16 protein-coding genes are annotated in these 17,763 nt (G+C 30.8%); 9 read left to right on the forward strand and 7 right to left on the reverse strand.

Translation table 11 applies throughout. From position 1 onward, the window contains the following. Positions 1–31 precede the first annotated feature (31 nt). Both ACSIGC_RS09055 and ACSIGC_RS09060 read left to right on the forward strand, forming a co-directional pair. Positions 32–1,312 carry a hypothetical protein gene (locus ACSIGC_RS09055; RefSeq protein ID WP_442264508.1) on the forward strand — a complete coding sequence of 427 codons (1,281 nt, stop codon included), beginning with the start codon at positions 32–34 and terminating at the stop codon, positions 1,310–1,312. A gap of 8 nt (positions 1,313–1,320) precedes the next feature. Continuing rightward, positions 1,321–1,734 (forward strand): thiol-disulfide oxidoreductase DCC family protein, encoded by a 414-nt coding sequence (locus ACSIGC_RS09060; protein ID WP_442264509.1) that lies wholly within the window; start codon positions 1,321–1,323, stop codon positions 1,732–1,734. 127 nt (positions 1,735–1,861) lie between these two features. On the opposite strand, the gene ACSIGC_RS09065 is transcribed toward ACSIGC_RS09060, so the two are convergent. The 5 genes from ACSIGC_RS09065 to ACSIGC_RS09085 all read right to left on the reverse strand — a co-directional run bounded on the left by ACSIGC_RS09065 (position 1,862) and on the right by ACSIGC_RS09085 (position 9,259). Beyond that, positions 1,862–3,757 (reverse strand): M61 family metallopeptidase, encoded by a 1,896-nt coding sequence (locus tag ACSIGC_RS09065; RefSeq protein WP_442264510.1) that lies wholly within the window; start codon positions 3,755–3,757, stop codon positions 1,862–1,864. A 100-nt stretch (positions 3,758–3,857) separates the two neighbouring features. After that, positions 3,858–4,499 (reverse strand): hypothetical protein, encoded by a 642-nt coding sequence (locus ACSIGC_RS09070; RefSeq protein ID WP_442264511.1) that lies wholly within the window; start codon positions 4,497–4,499, stop codon positions 3,858–3,860. A gap of 36 nt (positions 4,500–4,535) precedes the next feature. After that, positions 4,536–4,916, reverse strand: a complete 381-nt coding sequence (locus tag ACSIGC_RS09075; RefSeq protein WP_442264512.1) for a TraR/DksA family transcriptional regulator — start codon at positions 4,914–4,916, stop codon at positions 4,536–4,538. 4 nt (positions 4,917–4,920) lie between these two features. Then, complete coding sequence (gene ileS, locus ACSIGC_RS09080) at positions 4,921–8,328, reverse strand: isoleucine--tRNA ligase (protein ID WP_442264513.1); 3,408 nt, start codon at positions 8,326–8,328, stop codon at positions 4,921–4,923. A 163-nt stretch (positions 8,329–8,491) separates the two neighbouring features. Further along, entirely contained in the window at positions 8,492–9,259 is a 768-nt protein-coding gene (locus ACSIGC_RS09085; RefSeq protein ID WP_442264514.1) for a TerB family tellurite resistance protein, read from the reverse strand. Positions 9,260–9,327: 68 nt separating this feature from the next. On the opposite strand from ACSIGC_RS09085, the gene ACSIGC_RS09090 reads away from it, so the two are divergent. Both ACSIGC_RS09090 and ACSIGC_RS09095 read left to right on the forward strand, forming a co-directional pair. Further along, positions 9,328–9,738, forward strand: a complete 411-nt coding sequence (locus ACSIGC_RS09090; protein WP_299681283.1) for a BrxA/BrxB family bacilliredoxin — start codon at positions 9,328–9,330, stop codon at positions 9,736–9,738. Between the two features lie 92 nt (positions 9,739–9,830). After that, complete coding sequence (locus tag ACSIGC_RS09095) at positions 9,831–10,862, forward strand: glycosyltransferase family 9 protein (protein WP_442264515.1); 1,032 nt, start codon at positions 9,831–9,833, stop codon at positions 10,860–10,862. A gap of 52 nt (positions 10,863–10,914) precedes the next feature. On the opposite strand, the gene lysM is transcribed toward ACSIGC_RS09095, so the two are convergent. Together lysM and thiL are read right to left on the reverse strand one after the other, a co-directional pair. Further along, positions 10,915–11,385 carry a peptidoglycan-binding protein LysM gene (gene lysM, locus ACSIGC_RS09100; RefSeq protein ID WP_442264516.1) on the reverse strand — a complete coding sequence of 157 codons (471 nt, stop codon included), beginning with the start codon at positions 11,383–11,385 and terminating at the stop codon, positions 10,915–10,917. A 69-nt stretch (positions 11,386–11,454) separates the two neighbouring features. Continuing rightward, entirely contained in the window at positions 11,455–12,504 is a 1,050-nt protein-coding gene (thiL, locus tag ACSIGC_RS09105) for a thiamine-phosphate kinase (protein WP_442264517.1), read from the reverse strand. Between the two features lie 143 nt (positions 12,505–12,647). Between thiL and ACSIGC_RS09110 the strand changes: the two genes are divergently transcribed. The 5 genes from ACSIGC_RS09110 to ACSIGC_RS09130 all read left to right on the forward strand — a co-directional run bounded on the left by ACSIGC_RS09110 (position 12,648) and on the right by ACSIGC_RS09130 (position 17,744). Further along, positions 12,648–14,117 carry a choice-of-anchor B family protein gene (locus ACSIGC_RS09110; protein WP_442264518.1) on the forward strand — a complete coding sequence of 490 codons (1,470 nt, stop codon included), beginning with the start codon at positions 12,648–12,650 and terminating at the stop codon, positions 14,115–14,117. 3 nt (positions 14,118–14,120) lie between these two features. Further along, complete coding sequence (locus ACSIGC_RS09115; protein WP_442264519.1) at positions 14,121–15,461, forward strand: hypothetical protein; 1,341 nt, start codon at positions 14,121–14,123, stop codon at positions 15,459–15,461. After that, positions 15,462–16,229, forward strand: coding sequence for an MbnP family protein (locus ACSIGC_RS09120; protein ID WP_442264520.1), 768 nt, complete (start codon positions 15,462–15,464; stop codon positions 16,227–16,229). It abuts the gene before it with no gap. Continuing rightward, positions 16,219–17,286, forward strand: a complete 1,068-nt coding sequence (locus ACSIGC_RS09125; protein ID WP_442264521.1) for a cytochrome-c peroxidase — start codon at positions 16,219–16,221, stop codon at positions 17,284–17,286. Before ACSIGC_RS09120 ends, ACSIGC_RS09125 begins: the two co-directional genes overlap by 11 nt. A 128-nt stretch (positions 17,287–17,414) precedes the next feature. Further along, positions 17,415–17,744, forward strand: coding sequence for a HesB/IscA family protein (locus tag ACSIGC_RS09130; RefSeq protein WP_442264522.1), 330 nt, complete (start codon positions 17,415–17,417; stop codon positions 17,742–17,744). The last annotated feature ends 19 nt before the right edge of the window (positions 17,745–17,763 follow it).

Consider the following 17,763-nt stretch of genomic DNA (forward strand, 5'->3'; position numbering starts at 1 on the left):
GTTGATAAAGTTTTATCTAATTAATTAACCTATGAATAATACTTCTATAGAAACAACCCAATGGTCTATAACTGAAAAAGTATCATTTCGTTTTTTCTTTACATATTTTATCTTATTTATTTTCTTTAATAATAATGGTGCTTACCCTTTTTATGGATATATAAATCAATTTTTAAACAATTTCTTATATACATTTATCCCTTGGGTTGGAAAAACAATCTTAGGAATTAGTTATGAAATAAAAACGGGACCAAATGGTAGTGGAGATACAACATACGATTATGTTCTAATTTTTACTATTCTTTTAATTTCAATAATTACTACAATTGTTTGGTCTGTACTAGATAGAAAAAAAACAAATTACAAGAAATTATACTACTGGTTAACAGTTGCTTTAAGATTTTATGTTGGATTAATGCTAATTAACTACGGATTAGCTAAAGTTATAAAATCACAATTTCCATACCCATCATACAATCGCTTAAATCAAACATATGGAGAATCGTCTCCTATGGGGTTAGCTTGGACTTTTCTAGGATTTTCTAAAGGTTATAATTTATTTATGGGGATTGCAGAAGTGGCAGCTGTATTTTTATTATTTAGAAGAACATTAACATTTGGGCTAATTATTACTCTAGCGACAGCAGCCAATGTAATGGCAGTAAATTACTTTTATGATGTACCTGTAAAAATAATTTCAACTCATTTGGTTCTCATGTCGATATTCCTGTTGGCTCACAACTTTGAAAGTCTTTATAAGTTTTTCTTTTTTAGAAAACCTATTACACTTTCAGATATTGAAAAACCTAAATTTAAAAAAGGCATTAAAAAAACTCTTTTAGTTTTAAAAATACTTATCCTTTTTTATGCACTTCCTTTTACCTTATACTTATCTAGTCAAGGAGGAGGAGAAAGTCCTTTAAAAGGCTACTACGAAGTAAAAGAATTTAAAGTAAATGATTCAATTTACTCTGCCTCGGATACCACTAGATTTAATATTACAAAATGGAAAAGTATGTTAATTGAATCTAAACGATGGATGAAAATAAAAAAAGCAAATGATAAAAGTAATTGGTACAATATAAGACTGAATGAAAAAGAAAATAAGCTAATACTTTCAAAATATATGGATTCTACTGAAGTTTATAATCTAAGATATAAAGAAATAGATACAGCGAATTTTATTGTAAGAGGCTCTTTAAAATCTGATTCAATATATATTAAATTCAATAAAACTAAAGACTATAGAAAAAACTATCTTTTAACTAATAGAGGTTTTCACTGGATTAATGAAAGACCTTTTAATAGATAATAATCAGAATGAATATTCCTAAAAATAAATATTTAATTCTTTTTGATGGAGATTGTAATTTGTGTAATTCTAGTGTACAATTCGTTCTAAAACACGATAAAAAAAATCAATTTGTTTTTACTTCATTACAAGGAAAAACAGGAAAAAAAATTATTGATAATTTTAATATAGACACTAATAGAATAGATTCTATTTTATTATTTACTCCAGATGAAAATTTATTTTATAAATCGACTGCAGCGTTAAAAATAGCTTATCGCTTAAAGTTTCCTATACATCTTATAACTATCTTTTTTATTCTACCTAAATTCATTAGAGATGTTATATATGATTTTATTGCCAAAAACAGATACAAATGGTTTGGCAAAAGGGAATCTTGTTATATACCAACACCAGAATTATCAATCAAATTTCTGGACTAACCCAACTTAGTTACACTAACCAAAAGAAAGGTCATTAATACAATGTATTTTTGACCTTTCTATTTTAAAAAAGATCAATACGTTTAATTACATATTGATCTTTTTACAACTATAAAAGCTTATTATCTTACCCTTTTAACCAAGCATTTAATAAATTTTTCTGTTTTTGAGTAGCATCTGGTTTAACTCCTAAACTTTTACCCATCGTATACGATTGAGTCAATTTCGTTTTTATAACGATTTCTTTTCCTGCTCTTTCTAACTTCACTTCTACATCTGTTCCAGGTTGCCATCCGAATAATCCTCCAATTACTTGTCTTGCATTTTCTCTTGTTAAAGCAGTACCGTTAATTACTTTAATTGCATCTCCTGGTAAAGCTCCGTTTTCAGCCCAAAAACTATTGGCTTTTACAGCTTCTGTAAAAATAATATTTCCTGTAGCTTGATCTCCACGTAAAATAAATGCTCCTCCATTTCTTACATAATCTGTTTCAATTTTGCGTTCTGCAACACCTACTCCAACTTTTTCAAAGAAAGAATTATAATCTATAGGAGTTCCTCCAACAACATGAGTATTTAAAAATTCTCCGATAGAAGGATATGTCATTGCCGTAATTTCTTCAATTAATTTATCATCTTCAAAAGGTTGATTTTTACCATATTTATTCGATAATTCTTTCATTAAAGAAAGGATTCCTCTTTCTCCATTGCTCTCTTCACGCATTAAAATATCAATACACATACCAATTAAAGCTCCTTTTTGGTATACGTTTATATATTGATCGTGATATTCTTTCTCTAAAATATTTTCACTCATTTTAGTAAAACTCATAGCGTCGTTCATACGAGAAGCACTATTAATTTTACCCATAATTTTTGAAAAGAATTCATCTTCTTTTACTAAACCTTTATTTACTTGGAAATGTGTTGCAAAATATTCTGTTACTCCCTCGTACATCCATAAATGTTTAGAGAACGTTGGCTGATCATAATCAAAATAATGAACATCTTCAGAATGAACACTTAAAGGAGTTACAATATGGAAAAATTCGTGAGAAACTACATCTATCATCGATTGTGCTAATCTAGCATCATCCATAACTTCTGGTAATACAACTACTGTAGATGTGTGATGCTCTAAAGCTCCAAAACCTTTAGGAGAACCTTCATTTTGCCCTGCTAAGTATAAATAAATATCATATCTAGGTGTACTATTAACACTACCTAAATAAGATTTCTGCGCTTGCATCATTTTTTCCATTACTGCTTTAATTTTTTTCGCAGAATGCTTTTTAGTTGGAGAGTATACACTTAAAACGATTTTAATATCTCCTACATTAAATTCTTCTACATCTAATTCTCCATAGAACATAGGATTATCTGTAATATCAAAATAACGAGGAGCTAAAAAACTAGTTGTCACAGTAGCTCCATCTTCACTTGTTTTCGTTCCCACTTCTTGTAATGCAGAAGTTCTTTTAAACTTTGAAGGAGCAATTACATCTAATTTGTATTGATTCTTTTTTAAAACATCGAAATACCCAATAAATCCATGTAGATTTAAAACATAGTTTGTTTCTTCGATATTAGTTCCTGATGGTGAAAAAGGAACTTCTTCTCCTATTCCTCCTACTTTTTCTTGATCGAAAGTATCATTTACAGCATATGAAACTTTATCTAATTGAGTAGCACTGGTAATTTCCCAAGTATTTTCATCGAGCTTTTGAACTGGCAAAACTTCTCCATTATAATCAAACGCTTTAAAATCGTCTACATATTTACCAAAATTACTCACAGAATAAGTTCCTTGAACAACTCTAGGCAGTCTATAGGTTACTTTTTCAGTAGTGAATCTTCCTGGATTAATAACTACAGGAACCTGATCATTTTTTACGTTTGTTAAATCTATACTAGATTCTATGGGATTATTAACTGCAGAATCATCTTTCTTTAGAGACTTAGTAGAATTACAACCTACTAATAACAATCCTGCTGCAACAGCAGTTAATGTATTTTTGTTCATTCGTATTTGTTTTTTTATGGTCTTTTATTAGTTTACAAAAATTGCATTCTGTTACGAATTCACAATAATATTTAACTTTTTTTATGAAAATAATTCGAAACTATAATTGATTCAAAAAGATATTTGCTCTGATAGATGAAATTGTAATTTGTTTTTTAAAGTTTCTATTTCTTTGAAGAAAAGGCGAAATTTTTAAACTATCATTACATTTTATTTTACCCCTATTTGTTGTGATATTAAAGTTTGATTTATTTGAAGAAAAGTATACATTTCCTTGAAATAGCTTTAAGTTTAAACTACGTTTTACTTCATTTAAATTGATATATCCTTTCTCAATGAAAATATTTAAATCACCATTAAAATTTTCAGAAACAACATCTACATTTTCTCCAATAACAGTTATGCTTTTATTTTCTGGGATCTTAATTAATACAGATGCTCTATTAACTCTTTTCGTTATATATTTTCTGAAAACATTATTTGATAATGAACTTACTTTAAAATTTATTTTTAAAAAACTTTCAAACTCTTTTACAATAACATCATAAAGCTGTTCAGATTGACTCAATACATGAATTTCTAATTCATTAGTCTCTGAATTTTGAATTTTCACTTCATCTAATGCTTTAACATTAACCTCTATTTCATTTAAAGGCGAAACAAAACTTTTAAAAGAACTATTTTGACCCCAAATTGCAAACTGAGAGATGAGTGTTATAATTAAAGTATTGTAATATTTCATAAAATAAAAAAGCTCCCTAAAAAGGAAGCTTTTTGCTTATTGTTTTCTTTTGGCCTCAATACTTAAGGTTGCATGAGGTACTAATTTCAATCTTTCTTTCTGAATAAGTTTACCTGTAACTCTACACACTCCGTATGTTTTGTTTTCAATACGAATTAAAGCGTTTTTTAAATCACGTATAAACTTTTCTTGACGAATAGCTAATTGCATATTACGCTCTTTAGCCATAGTCTCTGTTCCTTCTTCAAACGACTTAAATGTCGGTGAAGTATCATCCGTTCCATTTCCTGCACTATTTTCGTAAGACGATTTTAATAACTCTAAATCCTCTTCGGCTCGCTGCATTTTCTTTAGAATGATTTCTTTGAATTCTTGTAGGTCACTATCAGAGTACCTTACTTTAACATCTTCTGCCATACTACTATGCTTTTTCGATTAACATCTTACTTTTAATGGTATCAAACTCAATATCTGTACCATTCTCAATAGCATCAACAAAAACCAACTCATTGGTTAGTGTTTCTGTTTTTATGTAATTTTCATTAGCTAACACAGATTGTTGTAACTCTTCTAAATTTAAAAACGTTAAATTGATTTTATCAGTTACTTCAAAACCTGAATCTTTACGTGCATTTTGAATTCTATTTACAAGTTCTCTTGCAATTCCTTCTTTTCGTAATTCATCTGTAATTGTAACATCTAACGCAACTGTTAAACCACCAGCATTTGCCACTAGCCAACCTTCTATGTCTTTTGATGAAATTTCTACATCAGCCGTTTCTAATGTAATCATTTTTCCGCTAATTTCAATAGAAATTTGACCATCTTTTTCTAACTGAGTAATGTACTCCTGCGTAAAAGACTGAATCTCAGAAGCAACAGATTTCATGTCTTTTCCAAATTTTGGACCTAAGGCTTTAAAATTTGGTTTTATTTGTTTTACTAAAATACCTGAAGCATCATCTAAAAGCTCTATTTCTTTTACATTTACTTCCGATTTTATTAAATCTGAAACAGCTAAGATTTCTTCTTTTTGAGTATCATCTAAAACAGGAATCATGATTCTTTGTAATGGTTGACGAACTTTTATTTTTTCTTTAGCTCTTAAAGAAAGTACTAAAGATGATATTGTTTGTGCGTTTTCCATTTTACGCTCTAACGATTTATCAACTAAAGCTTCATTGAATTTTGGAAACTCTGCTAAATGAACACTTTCGAAAGATTCTTTACCTGTTGCTGCATTTAAATCTTTATATAAACGATCCATAAAAAAAGGTGCTACCGGTGCTCCTAACTTAGCTACAGTTTCCATACATGTATATAAAGTTTGGTAAGCAGAAACTTTATCTTGAGCATATTCTCCTTTCCAAAAACGTCTTCTACATAAACGAACGTACCAGTTACTTAAGTGGTCTTGTACAAAATCTGAGACAGCTCTTGTTGCTCTTGTTGGCTCATATTCTGCATAAAATTTATCAACTTTAGCAACTAAACTATTCAGTTCAGAAAGAATCCAGCGATCAATTTCTGGACGTTCTGCTAAAGGAATTTCAGCCTCTGCATAAGTAAATCCATCAATATTAGCATATAAACTAAAGAATGAATATGTGTTGTATAATGTTCCAAAGAATTTACGTTTTACCTCTTCAATTCCAGCGATATCAAACTTTAAATTATCCCAAGGATTTGCATTTGAAATCATGTACCAACGCGTTGCATCTGGCCCGTGTTCTGCTAATGTTGTAAACGGATCGACAGCATTTCCTAAACGTTTCGACATTTTTTGTCCGTTTTTATCTAAAACTAAACCATTAGAAACTACATTTTTATACGCTACAGAATCGAAAACCATTGTTCCAATTGCATGTAATGTATAGAACCATCCACGAGTTTGATCTACTCCTTCTGCAATAAAGTTTGCTGGATAGCTTTCTTTATTATCAATTAATTCTGCGTTTTCAAATGGATAGTGCCATTGTGCATAAGGCATTGAACCAGAATCGAACCAAACATCAATTAAATCACTTTCGCGTTGCATTGGTTTTCCTGAAGCTGAAACTAATACAATTTTATCAACTACATTTTTATGTAAATCGACTTTATCATAGTTTTCTTCAGACATATTACCAACTTCAAACTCAGCAAAAATATCTGAATCCATAACTCCAGCTTCAACAGCTTTTGCTATTTCTGATTTTAATTCTTCTAAAGAACCTATACAAATTTGTTCTGTTCCGTCTTCAGTTCTCCATATTGGTAATGGAATTCCCCAGAAACGAGAACGTGATAAATTCCAATCGTTTGCGTTCTTTAACCAATTTCCAAAACGACCTTCACCAGTTGATTTTGGTTTCCAATTAATCGTTTCATTTAAATCGAACATACGATCCTTTTTATTGGTTACTTTTATAAACCAAGAATCTAATGGATAATATAAAACTGGCTTATCAGTTCTCCAACAATGCGGATAACTGTGTACATATTTCTCAACCTTAAAGGCTTTATTTTCTGTTTTTAGTTTAATCGCGATTTCAACATCGATTGATTTTTCAGGAGCATCTTCATCTGTGTAATATTCATTCTTCACATATTTACCCCCAAATTCTTTCAATTCTGGTCTGAAACGTCCTTGTAAATCTACTAAAGGAACCGCGTTTCCATTTTCATCTAAAACTAATAATGGTGGAACTTCTGGAACAGCTTGTTTTGCTACGAAAGCATCATCTGCACCAAAAGTTGGCGCAGTGTGAACAATTCCTGTTCCATCTTCCGTAGTTACAAAATCTCCTCCAATAACTCGGAATGCATTTTCTGCATTTTCATATGGCAATACATAATCGATTAATTGCTCATATTTGATATTGATTAAATCAGCTCCTTTGAATTCTTTAACTACATAAAAAGGAATTTGTTTATCTCCTTCTTTATACGTTATTAAATCTGATTTCGCTTCAACTTTATTAAACTTTTTACCTGCAAATTGTTTTGATACTAAATTTTTAGCCAATACAACATTTATAGGTTCAAACGTATATTGATTATATGTTTCTACCAAAACATAATCAATCTTTGGCCCAACTGTTAAAGCTGTGTTACTTGGTAACGTCCAAGGAGTTGTGGTCCAAGCTAAGAAATAAATTGTTCCTTCATTCTGTAAGAAATCTGGTAACGTTTCTTCAACTGCTTTGAACTGCGCAACTACAGTAGTATCGGTTACATCACGATAACACCCTGGTTGATTTAATTCATGTGAACTTAATCCTGTACCTGCTTTTGGCGAATACGGTTGAATTGTATATCCTTTATAAATTAAACCTTTATTATACATCTGTTTTAGTAACCACCAAACAGATTCCATGTATTTTGGTTTATAGGTAATATACGGATCTTCCATATCAACCCAATATCCCATTTTATGAGTAAGATCATTCCAGATATCTGTATAACGCATTACTGCTTTTTTACAAGCTTCGTTGTATTCTTCAACTGTAATTTTACTTCCAATATCTTCTTTGGTGATCCCTAACTCTTTTTCGACTCCAAGTTCAACCGGTAAACCATGTGTATCCCAACCTGCTTTACGCTTCACTTGATATCCTTTTTGCGTTTTATAACGGCAAAAAATATCTTTAATAGAACGTGCCATTACATGGTGAATTCCAGGTAATCCGTTTGCTGAAGGCGGACCTTCGAAAAACACGAATGGTTCATTTCCTTCACGAGTTGTAACACTTTTCTCAAAGATGTTATTTTCCTCCCAATAGTTTAAGATTTCTTCTGCTACTTTAGGTAGGTTTAATCCTTTGTATTCAGTAAAATTCTTACTCATTTTTTCGTTCTATATATTGAATTTGCGAAATTACATATTTTATTGTAATTCTAATCTTTAACAAAAGAAAAACGCTCCTAGAAAGGAACGTTTTTTTCATATTTATATTTTTTCTTTAAAATTGCCTAAAAATCTCTATCTACTTGATCTTTTCAAAGGGTATTTATGACATATTTCTTTCATTTTTGATACTCTCATAAGCATTTTGAATACTCTGGAATTTTTCTTTAGCTCCTTTTTTATGTTCTTCTCCTACATCTTGTAAACGATCTGGATGATATTTTTTCGCCATTCTTCGATAGGCTTTTTTCACTTCATCATCAGAGGCTTCTTTTTCAATTTCTAAAATTCGATACGCACTATCAACTTCATTATAAAACATTGCTTTTATCGAATCATAATCTGCGTCATTAATGTATAAATACCCAGAAATTTTATGAATTGCTTCTTCTTCTGAAGCAGCTACCATTCCATCTGCTTTTGCTATTCCAAATAAAAAGTGAATTAGTTGTAATCTTGAAGAATGAGACATGTGTTCACGAATTTGGATACAGACTTGCCTTGTAGAAACATCTTTCTTTATAATTCCATTAAATAATTTGAATGCATTATTTGCTCTTTCTTTACCATATAAATTGATAAAATGCAGACGAACATAATCTAATTCCGTTTTATCAATTTTTCCATCAGCTTTAATAACAATAGAAGCTAAAATCAGCAAACTAATTTCAAAATCTCCAGCTGTTGTATGCTTTACACTTGACCTTTCTTTTTTTCCTATAGTTTTTTTGTAATCTTCTTGCTCACTAGTAAAATCTTCAATTTTCACTCCATCTAACATTGTTCCAATCGCATAACCTATTATTGCACCAATAGGACCACCAAAAGTAAATCCCAGTCCAGCTCCTAGCCATTTTGTAAATTTTCCCATCTCTATTCTTTTGAATGTCAAATATAATGAGATTATAAGTATCTTTGTACCTCTAAAAATAAATAATTATGTATCCAGAAGAATTAGTAAAACCTATGCGTGATCAGTTAATTGATGCTGGGTTTACTGCATTATATACTGCAGAAGATGTTGATACTGCATTAACAAAAGAGGGAACTACTTTAGTAATGGTTAATTCTGTATGTGGTTGTGCAGCCGGAACTGCTAGACCAGGAGCTATTGCTTCTTTAGGAGCAGATAAAACTCCAACAAACTTAACTACAGTTTTTGCTGGTGTAGAGAAAGAATCTACAGCTAAGGCACGTGAATATATGATTCCTTTTCCTCCTTCATCTCCGGCTATCGCTTTATTTAAAGACGGGAAATTAGTTCACATGTTAGAAAGACATCACATTGAAGGTCGTTCTGCTCAAATGATTGCACAAAATTTAGCACAAGCTTATGATGAATTCTGTTAATTTACAGCATTTATAAAAGTTTTAAAATATAATCCACTCGCTGAGTGGATTTTTTTATGCGTACTTTTGAACCTTAATTTAATTCTCGTTTCTTGAAGAAAAAAAAACATATTATTGTTTTCAGATTATCTGCAATGGGAGATGTTGCTATGACGGTTCCAGTCATAAAAGCTTTAATCCAACAAAACCCTGATGTAAAAATCACAGTAGTTTCAAAAAAGTTTTTAGCTCCTTTATTTGAAAGCATAGAAAATGTGAACTTTTTCACTGCAGAAGTTGATGGAAGGCATAAGGGTTTTTTCGGATTAGTAAGATTATATAAAGATCTTAAAAAACTTAAACCAACTCATTTTGCCGATCTTCATAATGTACTACGTTCTAAAATAGTTAGGTTTTTATTCTCTATGTTTAGCGCCATAAAAATTTCTCAAATTGACAAAGGAAGAAAAGAAAAGAAAGCGTTAACATCAAAGACCAATAAAATTTTTAAGCAACTAAAAAATTCGCATCAACGTTATGCTGATGTTTTAAAACAATTAGGTTTCTCAGTAGATTTAACTTACATAAAACTAGAACAATTCCCGTTAAATTCTGATAACATTTCTAAACTAGGAAACAAGATAAAACCTTGGGTTGGAATTGCTCCTTTTGCTGCTTTTGATTCAAAAACATATCCGCTAGATTTATTAGAATTAGTAATAGCAAGTTTAGCTAAACACAATATTCAAATTTTATTATTCGGAGGTAAAAATAATCAATTGATCTTAGAACAGATTGAAAACAAGTTTGACAATACAAAATCTTTAGCTGCTAAGTTAGGCGGCTTACAGAACGAATTAAATGTGATTGAAAACTTAGACGTAATGTTGTCTATGGATAGTGGAAATGCACATTTAGCTGCAATGAAAAACGTAAAAACAATTACTTTATGGGGAAATACACATCCATTTGCTGGGTTTGCTCCTTTTAATCAACCAAAAGACTTTTGCATCTTACCTAATTTAGATAAATACCCATTGTTACCTTGTTCTATATACGGCAATAAAACTTTTGAAGGTTATGAAGATGTAATGAGAAGTATTTCGCCAGAAAAAATATCAGAAAAAATCCTATCATTATTATAAAAAAAGCATCACAATATGTGATGCTTTTCTTTTTTGGTTATGTAACTTTTGGTTAGTCCACTAAAGGTGGAATTCTTAATACTTGTCCAGGATAAATCTTATCTGGATGTTCCAACATTGGCTTGTTAGCTTCAAATATTACAGGATACTTCATTGCATCGCCATAAAAAGTTTTTGCAATTTTACCTAAAGTATCACCACTTACCACTGTGTGGAATTGTGCCATTTCTTCTTCAGCGACTTCTTCAACCTCAGCCACAGTCATATTATCTTCTACAGTTGCAATACCTTCTGTATTGCCAACGACTAATACTACTTTTTCTTTTGTTGCTAAGTCTGCAGCCTCACCACTAATTGTTGCTTTATCATCATCAACGCTAACTGCTAAATCTGCAACAGACAATTCTAAAGCATTAACAGCATCAATTAACTTATTTGCTTTTTCTGCCGCTTCTTCTTCTGTTGTTTTACCAATTCCGAAAACTTTAGCTCCGGCATTTTTAATAAATGAAAATAAACCCATTTCTTTTAATTTTTTGTTATTGTTAAATATTTATTTGTTTAACAATATACAAATTTTATACCATAAATATTATCCTTCCTGATTAAAAGAATTCCAACCCTGAGCCTTTAATTTAATTGACTGATTTCCACGTGTAATTAAATTCAAACCTTCATTTTTTTCAGTAATATGACCTATTACAGATAAGTTTGGATTCCCTTTAATTTTATCAAAATCCTTTATTGGAACGGTAAATAACAACTCATAATCTTCACCTCCACTTAAAGCAACAGTTGTAGAATCTAAATCAAACTCTTCACATGTAGAAATTACTTGTGGATCTAATGGTAATTTTTCTTCATAAACATTACAACCAACTTTACTTTGCGTACATATATGAATTAACTCTGATGATAATCCATCTGAAACATCGATCATTGACGTTGGTTTAACCTCCAACTCTTTCAATAATTTAGGAATATCTTTTCTTGCTTCAGGTTTTAATTGTCTTTCTATTATGTAAGAATACTCTTGAAGATCTGGTTGATTTTGAGGATTTACCTTAAAAACTTCCTTCTCTCGCTCTAGAACTTGTAATCCTAAATAAGCTCCACCAATATCTCCTGATAAAACAATAAGGTCTGTAGGTTTTGCTCCATTACGGTAAGCTATTTCCTCCTTTTTAGCTGAACCAATAGCTGTAATAGAAATTATCATTCCTTTGGTAGACGACGTTGTGTCTCCTCCTATTAAATCAATTTTATAAGTATCACAAGCCAATTGAATTCCTGCATATAACTCTTCAATTGCTTCTAAAGGGAAACGATTAGAAACTGCAATTGAAACAGTTATTTGTTCTGCTTCTGCATTCATAGCATAAACATCAGAAATATTTACCATTACAGCTTTATACCCTAAATGTTTTAAAGGCATATAACTTAAGTCGAAATGCACTCCTTCTACTAGAAAATCTGTTGTAATTAAAGTTTCATTATCATGAGAAATAACAGCACAATCATCACCTATTCCTTTTACTGTAGTTTCGTGATTTATTTTAAAAAATTGAGTTAAATGATCTATCAAGCCAAACTCTCCTAATTCAGCTAATGAAGTTCTTTGTTTATTCTTATCTTCCAACATGTTGGCAAAGATACTATTAGATTTAGGAATCAAATACTACAAAACGATAATTAAAATGAAAAAAAATTGAAAGTATGTTAGGGATTTTACATTTTTAACTGTTTAATTTTAGAATTAACTTACCAAATTTCATAAATTTGTTTATGACTCTTAATAAAATCTATATTGAAAAAAAATTACTATCAGCCTTAATTCTGACTATAATTTTTAACCTCGCTCTATTTTCACAAACACCTTGTTCTGGTGGTTTTGCGGGTTCATATCCATGTAAAGATTACGATTTAATGTCCATTGTTTCTAAACAAACACTTTCCGGTTCTACAACAGCCGAAGGAAGTGATGTATGGGGCTGGACAGATCCTTCTAACGGTAAAGAATATGCCATAGCAGCCATGACAAACAGCACTGCTTTTGTTGACATTTCCGATCCGTTAAATCCAATTTTTTTAGGTCGATTAAACACTAACGCAGGATCTAATTTCTGGAGAGATGTTAAAGTATATAATAATTTTGCTTTCATCGTTGCTGATAACGTGGGGTCCCATGGCGTTCAAGTTTTCGATTTAACTAAGCTAAGAAATGTAACTTCTCCTCCTACAACTTTTACTGCAGACACTGTTTATAACGGTGTTGGGAGCTGCCATAACATTGTCATTAATGAAGATAAAGCCGTGGCTTATTTAGTTGGCTGTAGAGCAAATAATGGAGGCGGACCTATTTTTCTAGATATATCAGATCCTTTAAACCCTACTTCTTTAGGAGATTACAGAACAGCAGGTTATTCTCACGATGCGCAAGTAATCACATATAGTGGACCAGATTCAGAACATGTCGGTAAAGAAATTTACATTGGTAGCAATGAAACAGAAGTTGTAATCTTAGATGTGACCAATAAAAATAATGTAGTTGAATTAGCAACAGTTGATTATCCTCAAATAGGATACACACATCAAGGGTGGTTTACGGAAGATCAACGTTACTTCATACTTGGAGATGAAACAGATGAAAGAGATTTAGGTTTAAATACAAGGACTTTAGTCTTTGATTTAAGTGATTTAGATAGCCCTAGACTTTCATCAACTTACACCGGATCAACAAAAGCAATAGATCATAATGGATATGTAAAAGGAAACGAATATTTTATGGCAAGTTATACTGCTGGTATGCGCGTTTTAGATATAACAAACATTGCTGCAACTGCTGGATCAATGTCTGAAACAGCATTTTTCGATACTTTTCCCAGTAATAATGCAACTGCTTTTAATGGCGCTTGGAGTGTTTATCCGTATTTCCCTAGTGGAAACATTATAATTAATGATATTAACAGCGGATTATTTATTGTAAGAAAAAGCGGAACATTATCCACAAACCCTATTACTAAAGCTAAAAACAGTTTTATCATAACTCCAAACCCAACTAGTTTGGATCCAAAAGTAATTTCTAGCGATAAACCTATAACTTCAATTGAAGTATTCAATATTTTAGGAAAAAGAGTGTTTCAGAAGAAAAATATTAACCAAAAAAACTATACCATCCCTTTATCAAGTCAATCGAGCGGTATATATATCGTAAAGATCAACAATACTATTGGTAAAAAATTAATTTTGAGATAAGGATTGATTAATCACAAGCACATATTAACATTTTTAATATTACTTACTATTTTTTCTTGTAGTAGTGATCCAGATAAAGATGAAATTAAAAATCCAGATCCGTCTTTTTTAGGAGAATTAAGTTTTACAAAAACATTCGGAGGAACTAGAAATGAAGTAGGAAACTCTATTATAGCAACTAACGATTCTGGTTATATAATCTTAGGTTATGTAGACAGCATAGATGGTGATATAATTAACAAAACTGCTAACGATTCCGATTATTTAATTTTAAAATATGATGCTAATGATAATTTACAATGGCAAAAATCATATGGTGGTTCTAAAGATGATCGAGGAAATTCGATTATACAAACTAATGACAGTGGTTTTGCTTTAATAGGATTTAGTAAAAGTGACGATGGTGATGTTGGTATAAATGAAGGAAACTCCGATTTTTGGTTTCTTAAACTCAACCCTTCTGGCGATATTAGTTGGAAAAAAACTTTTGGCTTTTCAGGTAATGATTTTGGCACATCTGTTATCCAAACTTCAGATAATGGTTATTTAATTATTGGTGAATTGGATGTTACCTCTTCTGGCGGACTAGGAAACTCAAGGTTTTTAAACAGACATGCTGGCGGAGATTTTTGGGTAATTAAATTAAATGCATCTGGCGATACAGAATGGACAAAGTTTTTCGGAGGAACTTTTACCGATACAGCTTTGGATGTTGTTCAAACGGATGATAATAGTTTTATTATTCTAGGAACTTCTGATAGTACAGATACAGATATTACAGATCCAAAAGGCGATTATGATTTCTGGATTATCAAAATTAGTAACACTGGAAATTTAATCTGGGAAAAGAATTTTGGGGGCTCACAAATAGATAAAGCTGCTAAACTAGTTAAAACCAACGATGGTAACTTTTTATGCGTCGGAAACACTAGAAGTTCTGACAAAAATATTACAAATAATAATGGCGGCGGAGATCTTTGGGTAGTTAAAATTTCTACAAACGGAAATCTAATTTGGGAAAAAACTTACGGCGGTACAAATTTCGATGCTGGCACTTCAATTTACCCAAGTAAAAAAGGTGATTTTATTTTAGTCGGAAACTCTAGAAGCACCGATAATCAATTCACTAACAACGGTCAAAATGATGCTTGGATCTTAAAAATATCTTCTAACGGAAACACTATTTGGCAAAATTTTATTGGAGGAAGCAATATAGACCTACTTCACGATGTTATTGAATTAGATAATGGAAATATTGTCGCCGTTGGAGAAAGTAACAGTAATGACAAAGATATTTCAGAAAACAAAGGTTTTTCTGATTTATTAATAGTTAAAATCAAATAAATGAATAAAATAATCACCTCTTTAATTACATTATTATTACTCGTTTCTTGCTCAAGTAATGAAGATGACACTTTACAAAGCAAAAAAATCACGATCAATTTTGTTCATAAATGGGATGATACAGTAGTTACAAAAGCAGATTTTAATACCGAAAAGTTCGAAACCAGAAATGAAGATAAAGTAAGTATTGAACGTTATAGATATGTTTTATCTAACATTAAGCTAGTAGATGCAAATAATAACGAAACTCCTCTATCTGATTATTTACTTGTTGATCTTGGTGAAGAACAAAACTTAATTTTCGAAACTGATAAAATTGTACTTAATGGTACATACAGTCTTAATTTTACTTTCGGTTTTACTGATGAAGATAATAAAGATGGAGAATATAGTGATTTAAATGTTGACTTTTTCGTTCCTTCAAACTTAGGTGGCGGATATCATTACATGCAATTTGATGGTAAATTCACCAGTGCAACAACTACAACTGCTACAGGCTTTAATTATCATGTAATTAGAGCAGCAAATATTACGGACCCTGCAAATCCTACATATCAAGATACTTCTATAGCTGTTAAATTAACAGATATTAAAGTTACAAATAATGATGTTATCATCAATGTAAATGTAGATATTAATCAATGGTTTGAAAACCCAAATACATGGAATTTAAACACATTAAACCAAATGTTAATGCCTAATTTTGATGCTCAATTATTAATGAGCTCAAATGGCACAACAGTTTTTAGCTTAGATAGTGATTCGTAATTATATTTTTTTTCTAACAATATTTTTTTTTATTTCTTGTTCTTCTGATACTAATGGAGAACAAGAAACATATACACCTGTTCCAATTTCATTAAACACTCCTAAATTATTTAGAGATAAACTTATTGCTCCTATAATTCCTAGCACAAATCCGACAACAGTAGAAGGAGTTCGATTAGGAAAAAAATTGTTCTTCGACACCATTCTCTCTTCAGACAACTCTATTTCTTGTGCATCTTGTCATGATCCAAAAAAATCATTTACAGATAATTTACAATTTAGTAAAGGAGTAAATAACACATTCGGAACTCGCAATTCAATGCCTCTTTTCAATTTAGCTTGGAATTTTGATGAGCGTTTTGCTTGGGATGGTAAAGAATTTGGTTTAGAAGAACAAGCTTTCGAACCGGTGACTAATCCTATGGAAATGAACAGTGACTGGAAAGTTGTAGCTACAAAACTTAAAAATCACAATGAATATCCACTATTATTTAAAGAAGCATTCGGTAATATTGAAATAGATTCAAACTTAGTTGTTAAAGCTATTGCCCAATTTGAAAGAACTTTAATTTCTGGAAACTCTAAGTTTGATAAGTTTTTGAACAATGAAGTTGAACTTACTCCAGAAGAACAAAACGGGTTTAATGTTTTTATGGAAGAAAGTAGAGGAGACTGTTTCCATTGTCATGGAAGTGAAAATAATCCTTTATGGACCGATAATAAATTCCACAATAACGGATTAGATGAAAACTTTACAGATTTAGGATTAGGTGCAGTTACAGGAGACCCTAATGATAATGGTAAATTTAAAACTCCTTCACTAAGAAATTTAGCTTTTTCCTCTCCTTACATGCATGATGGTCGTTTTAACACACTAGATGAAGTAATAAATCATTATTCTGAAGGACTTAAAAACTCTCCTACTATAGACCCTTTAATGAAAAAAGTTGCTCAAGGCGGAGTAGGTTTAACGGATAAAGATAAAGCTGATTTAAAAGCATTTCTTCTAACACTTTCGGATACTGAATTCGTAAACAATCCTGAATTTCAGAAATAATTATTAAACTTTTACTACAAAATAGTTAAACATTATAGTTGCATAGATCATATTCATTCTAAAAATAGGATAATATGACATTTTGTATATATCTTTGCACTTAATTTAGATTTAATCAATTTTAAAACATGATAAAAGTTTCAGACACAGCTAAAAAGAAAGTTGTTCAATTGATGACCGAAGATGGTTTTGATGCTACAAACGACTTTGTACGTGTTGGTGTTAAAAGCGGTGGTTGCTCAGGACTTTCTTACGATTTAAAGTTTGATAATTCAAAAGAAGATAATGATAAACTTTTTGAAGACAATGGTGTAAAAATTATTGTTGACAAAAAGAGTTTCTTATACTTGGTAGGAACTACACTAGAATATTCTGGTGGTTTAAACGGTAAAGGATTTGTATTTAATAATCCGAATGCCAATAGAACTTGCGGTTGTGGAGAAAGCTTCTCTCTATAACATTCATTCCAACAACTGA

The sequence above is a fragment of the Tenacibaculum aquaeponti genome, assembly GCF_052084715.1.
Lineage (GTDB): Bacteria > Bacteroidota > Bacteroidia > Flavobacteriales > Flavobacteriaceae > Polaribacter.

Coding starts and splice junctions, on each gene's coding strand:
- ACSIGC_RS09090 (WP_299681283.1), top strand. CDS start 9,328: ATGTATCCAGAAGAATTAGTAAAACCTATGCGTGATCAGTTAATTGAT.
- ACSIGC_RS09085 (WP_442264514.1), bottom strand. CDS start 9,259: ATGGGAAAATTTACAAAATGGCTAGGAGCTGGACTGGGATTTACTTTT.
- ACSIGC_RS09065 (WP_442264510.1), bottom strand. CDS start 3,757: ATGAACAAAAATACATTAACTGCTGTTGCAGCAGGATTGTTATTAGTA.
- ACSIGC_RS09130 (WP_442264522.1), top strand. CDS start 17,415: ATGATAAAAGTTTCAGACACAGCTAAAAAGAAAGTTGTTCAATTGATG.
- ACSIGC_RS09110 (WP_442264518.1), top strand. CDS start 12,648: ATGACTCTTAATAAAATCTATATTGAAAAAAAATTACTATCAGCCTTA.
- lysM (WP_442264516.1), bottom strand. CDS start 11,385: ATGGGTTTATTTTCATTTATTAAAAATGCCGGAGCTAAAGTTTTCGGA.
- thiL (WP_442264517.1), bottom strand. CDS start 12,504: ATGTTGGAAGATAAGAATAAACAAAGAACTTCATTAGCTGAATTAGGA.
- ACSIGC_RS09070 (WP_442264511.1), bottom strand. CDS start 4,499: ATGAAATATTACAATACTTTAATTATAACACTCATCTCTCAGTTTGCA.
- ACSIGC_RS09075 (WP_442264512.1), bottom strand. CDS start 4,916: ATGGCAGAAGATGTTAAAGTAAGGTACTCTGATAGTGACCTACAAGAA.
- ACSIGC_RS09120 (WP_442264520.1), top strand. CDS start 15,462: ATGAATAAAATAATCACCTCTTTAATTACATTATTATTACTCGTTTCT.
- ACSIGC_RS09060 (WP_442264509.1), top strand. CDS start 1,321: ATGAATATTCCTAAAAATAAATATTTAATTCTTTTTGATGGAGATTGT.
- ileS (WP_442264513.1), bottom strand. CDS start 8,328: ATGAGTAAGAATTTTACTGAATACAAAGGATTAAACCTACCTAAAGTA.
- ACSIGC_RS09055 (WP_442264508.1), top strand. CDS start 32: ATGAATAATACTTCTATAGAAACAACCCAATGGTCTATAACTGAAAAA.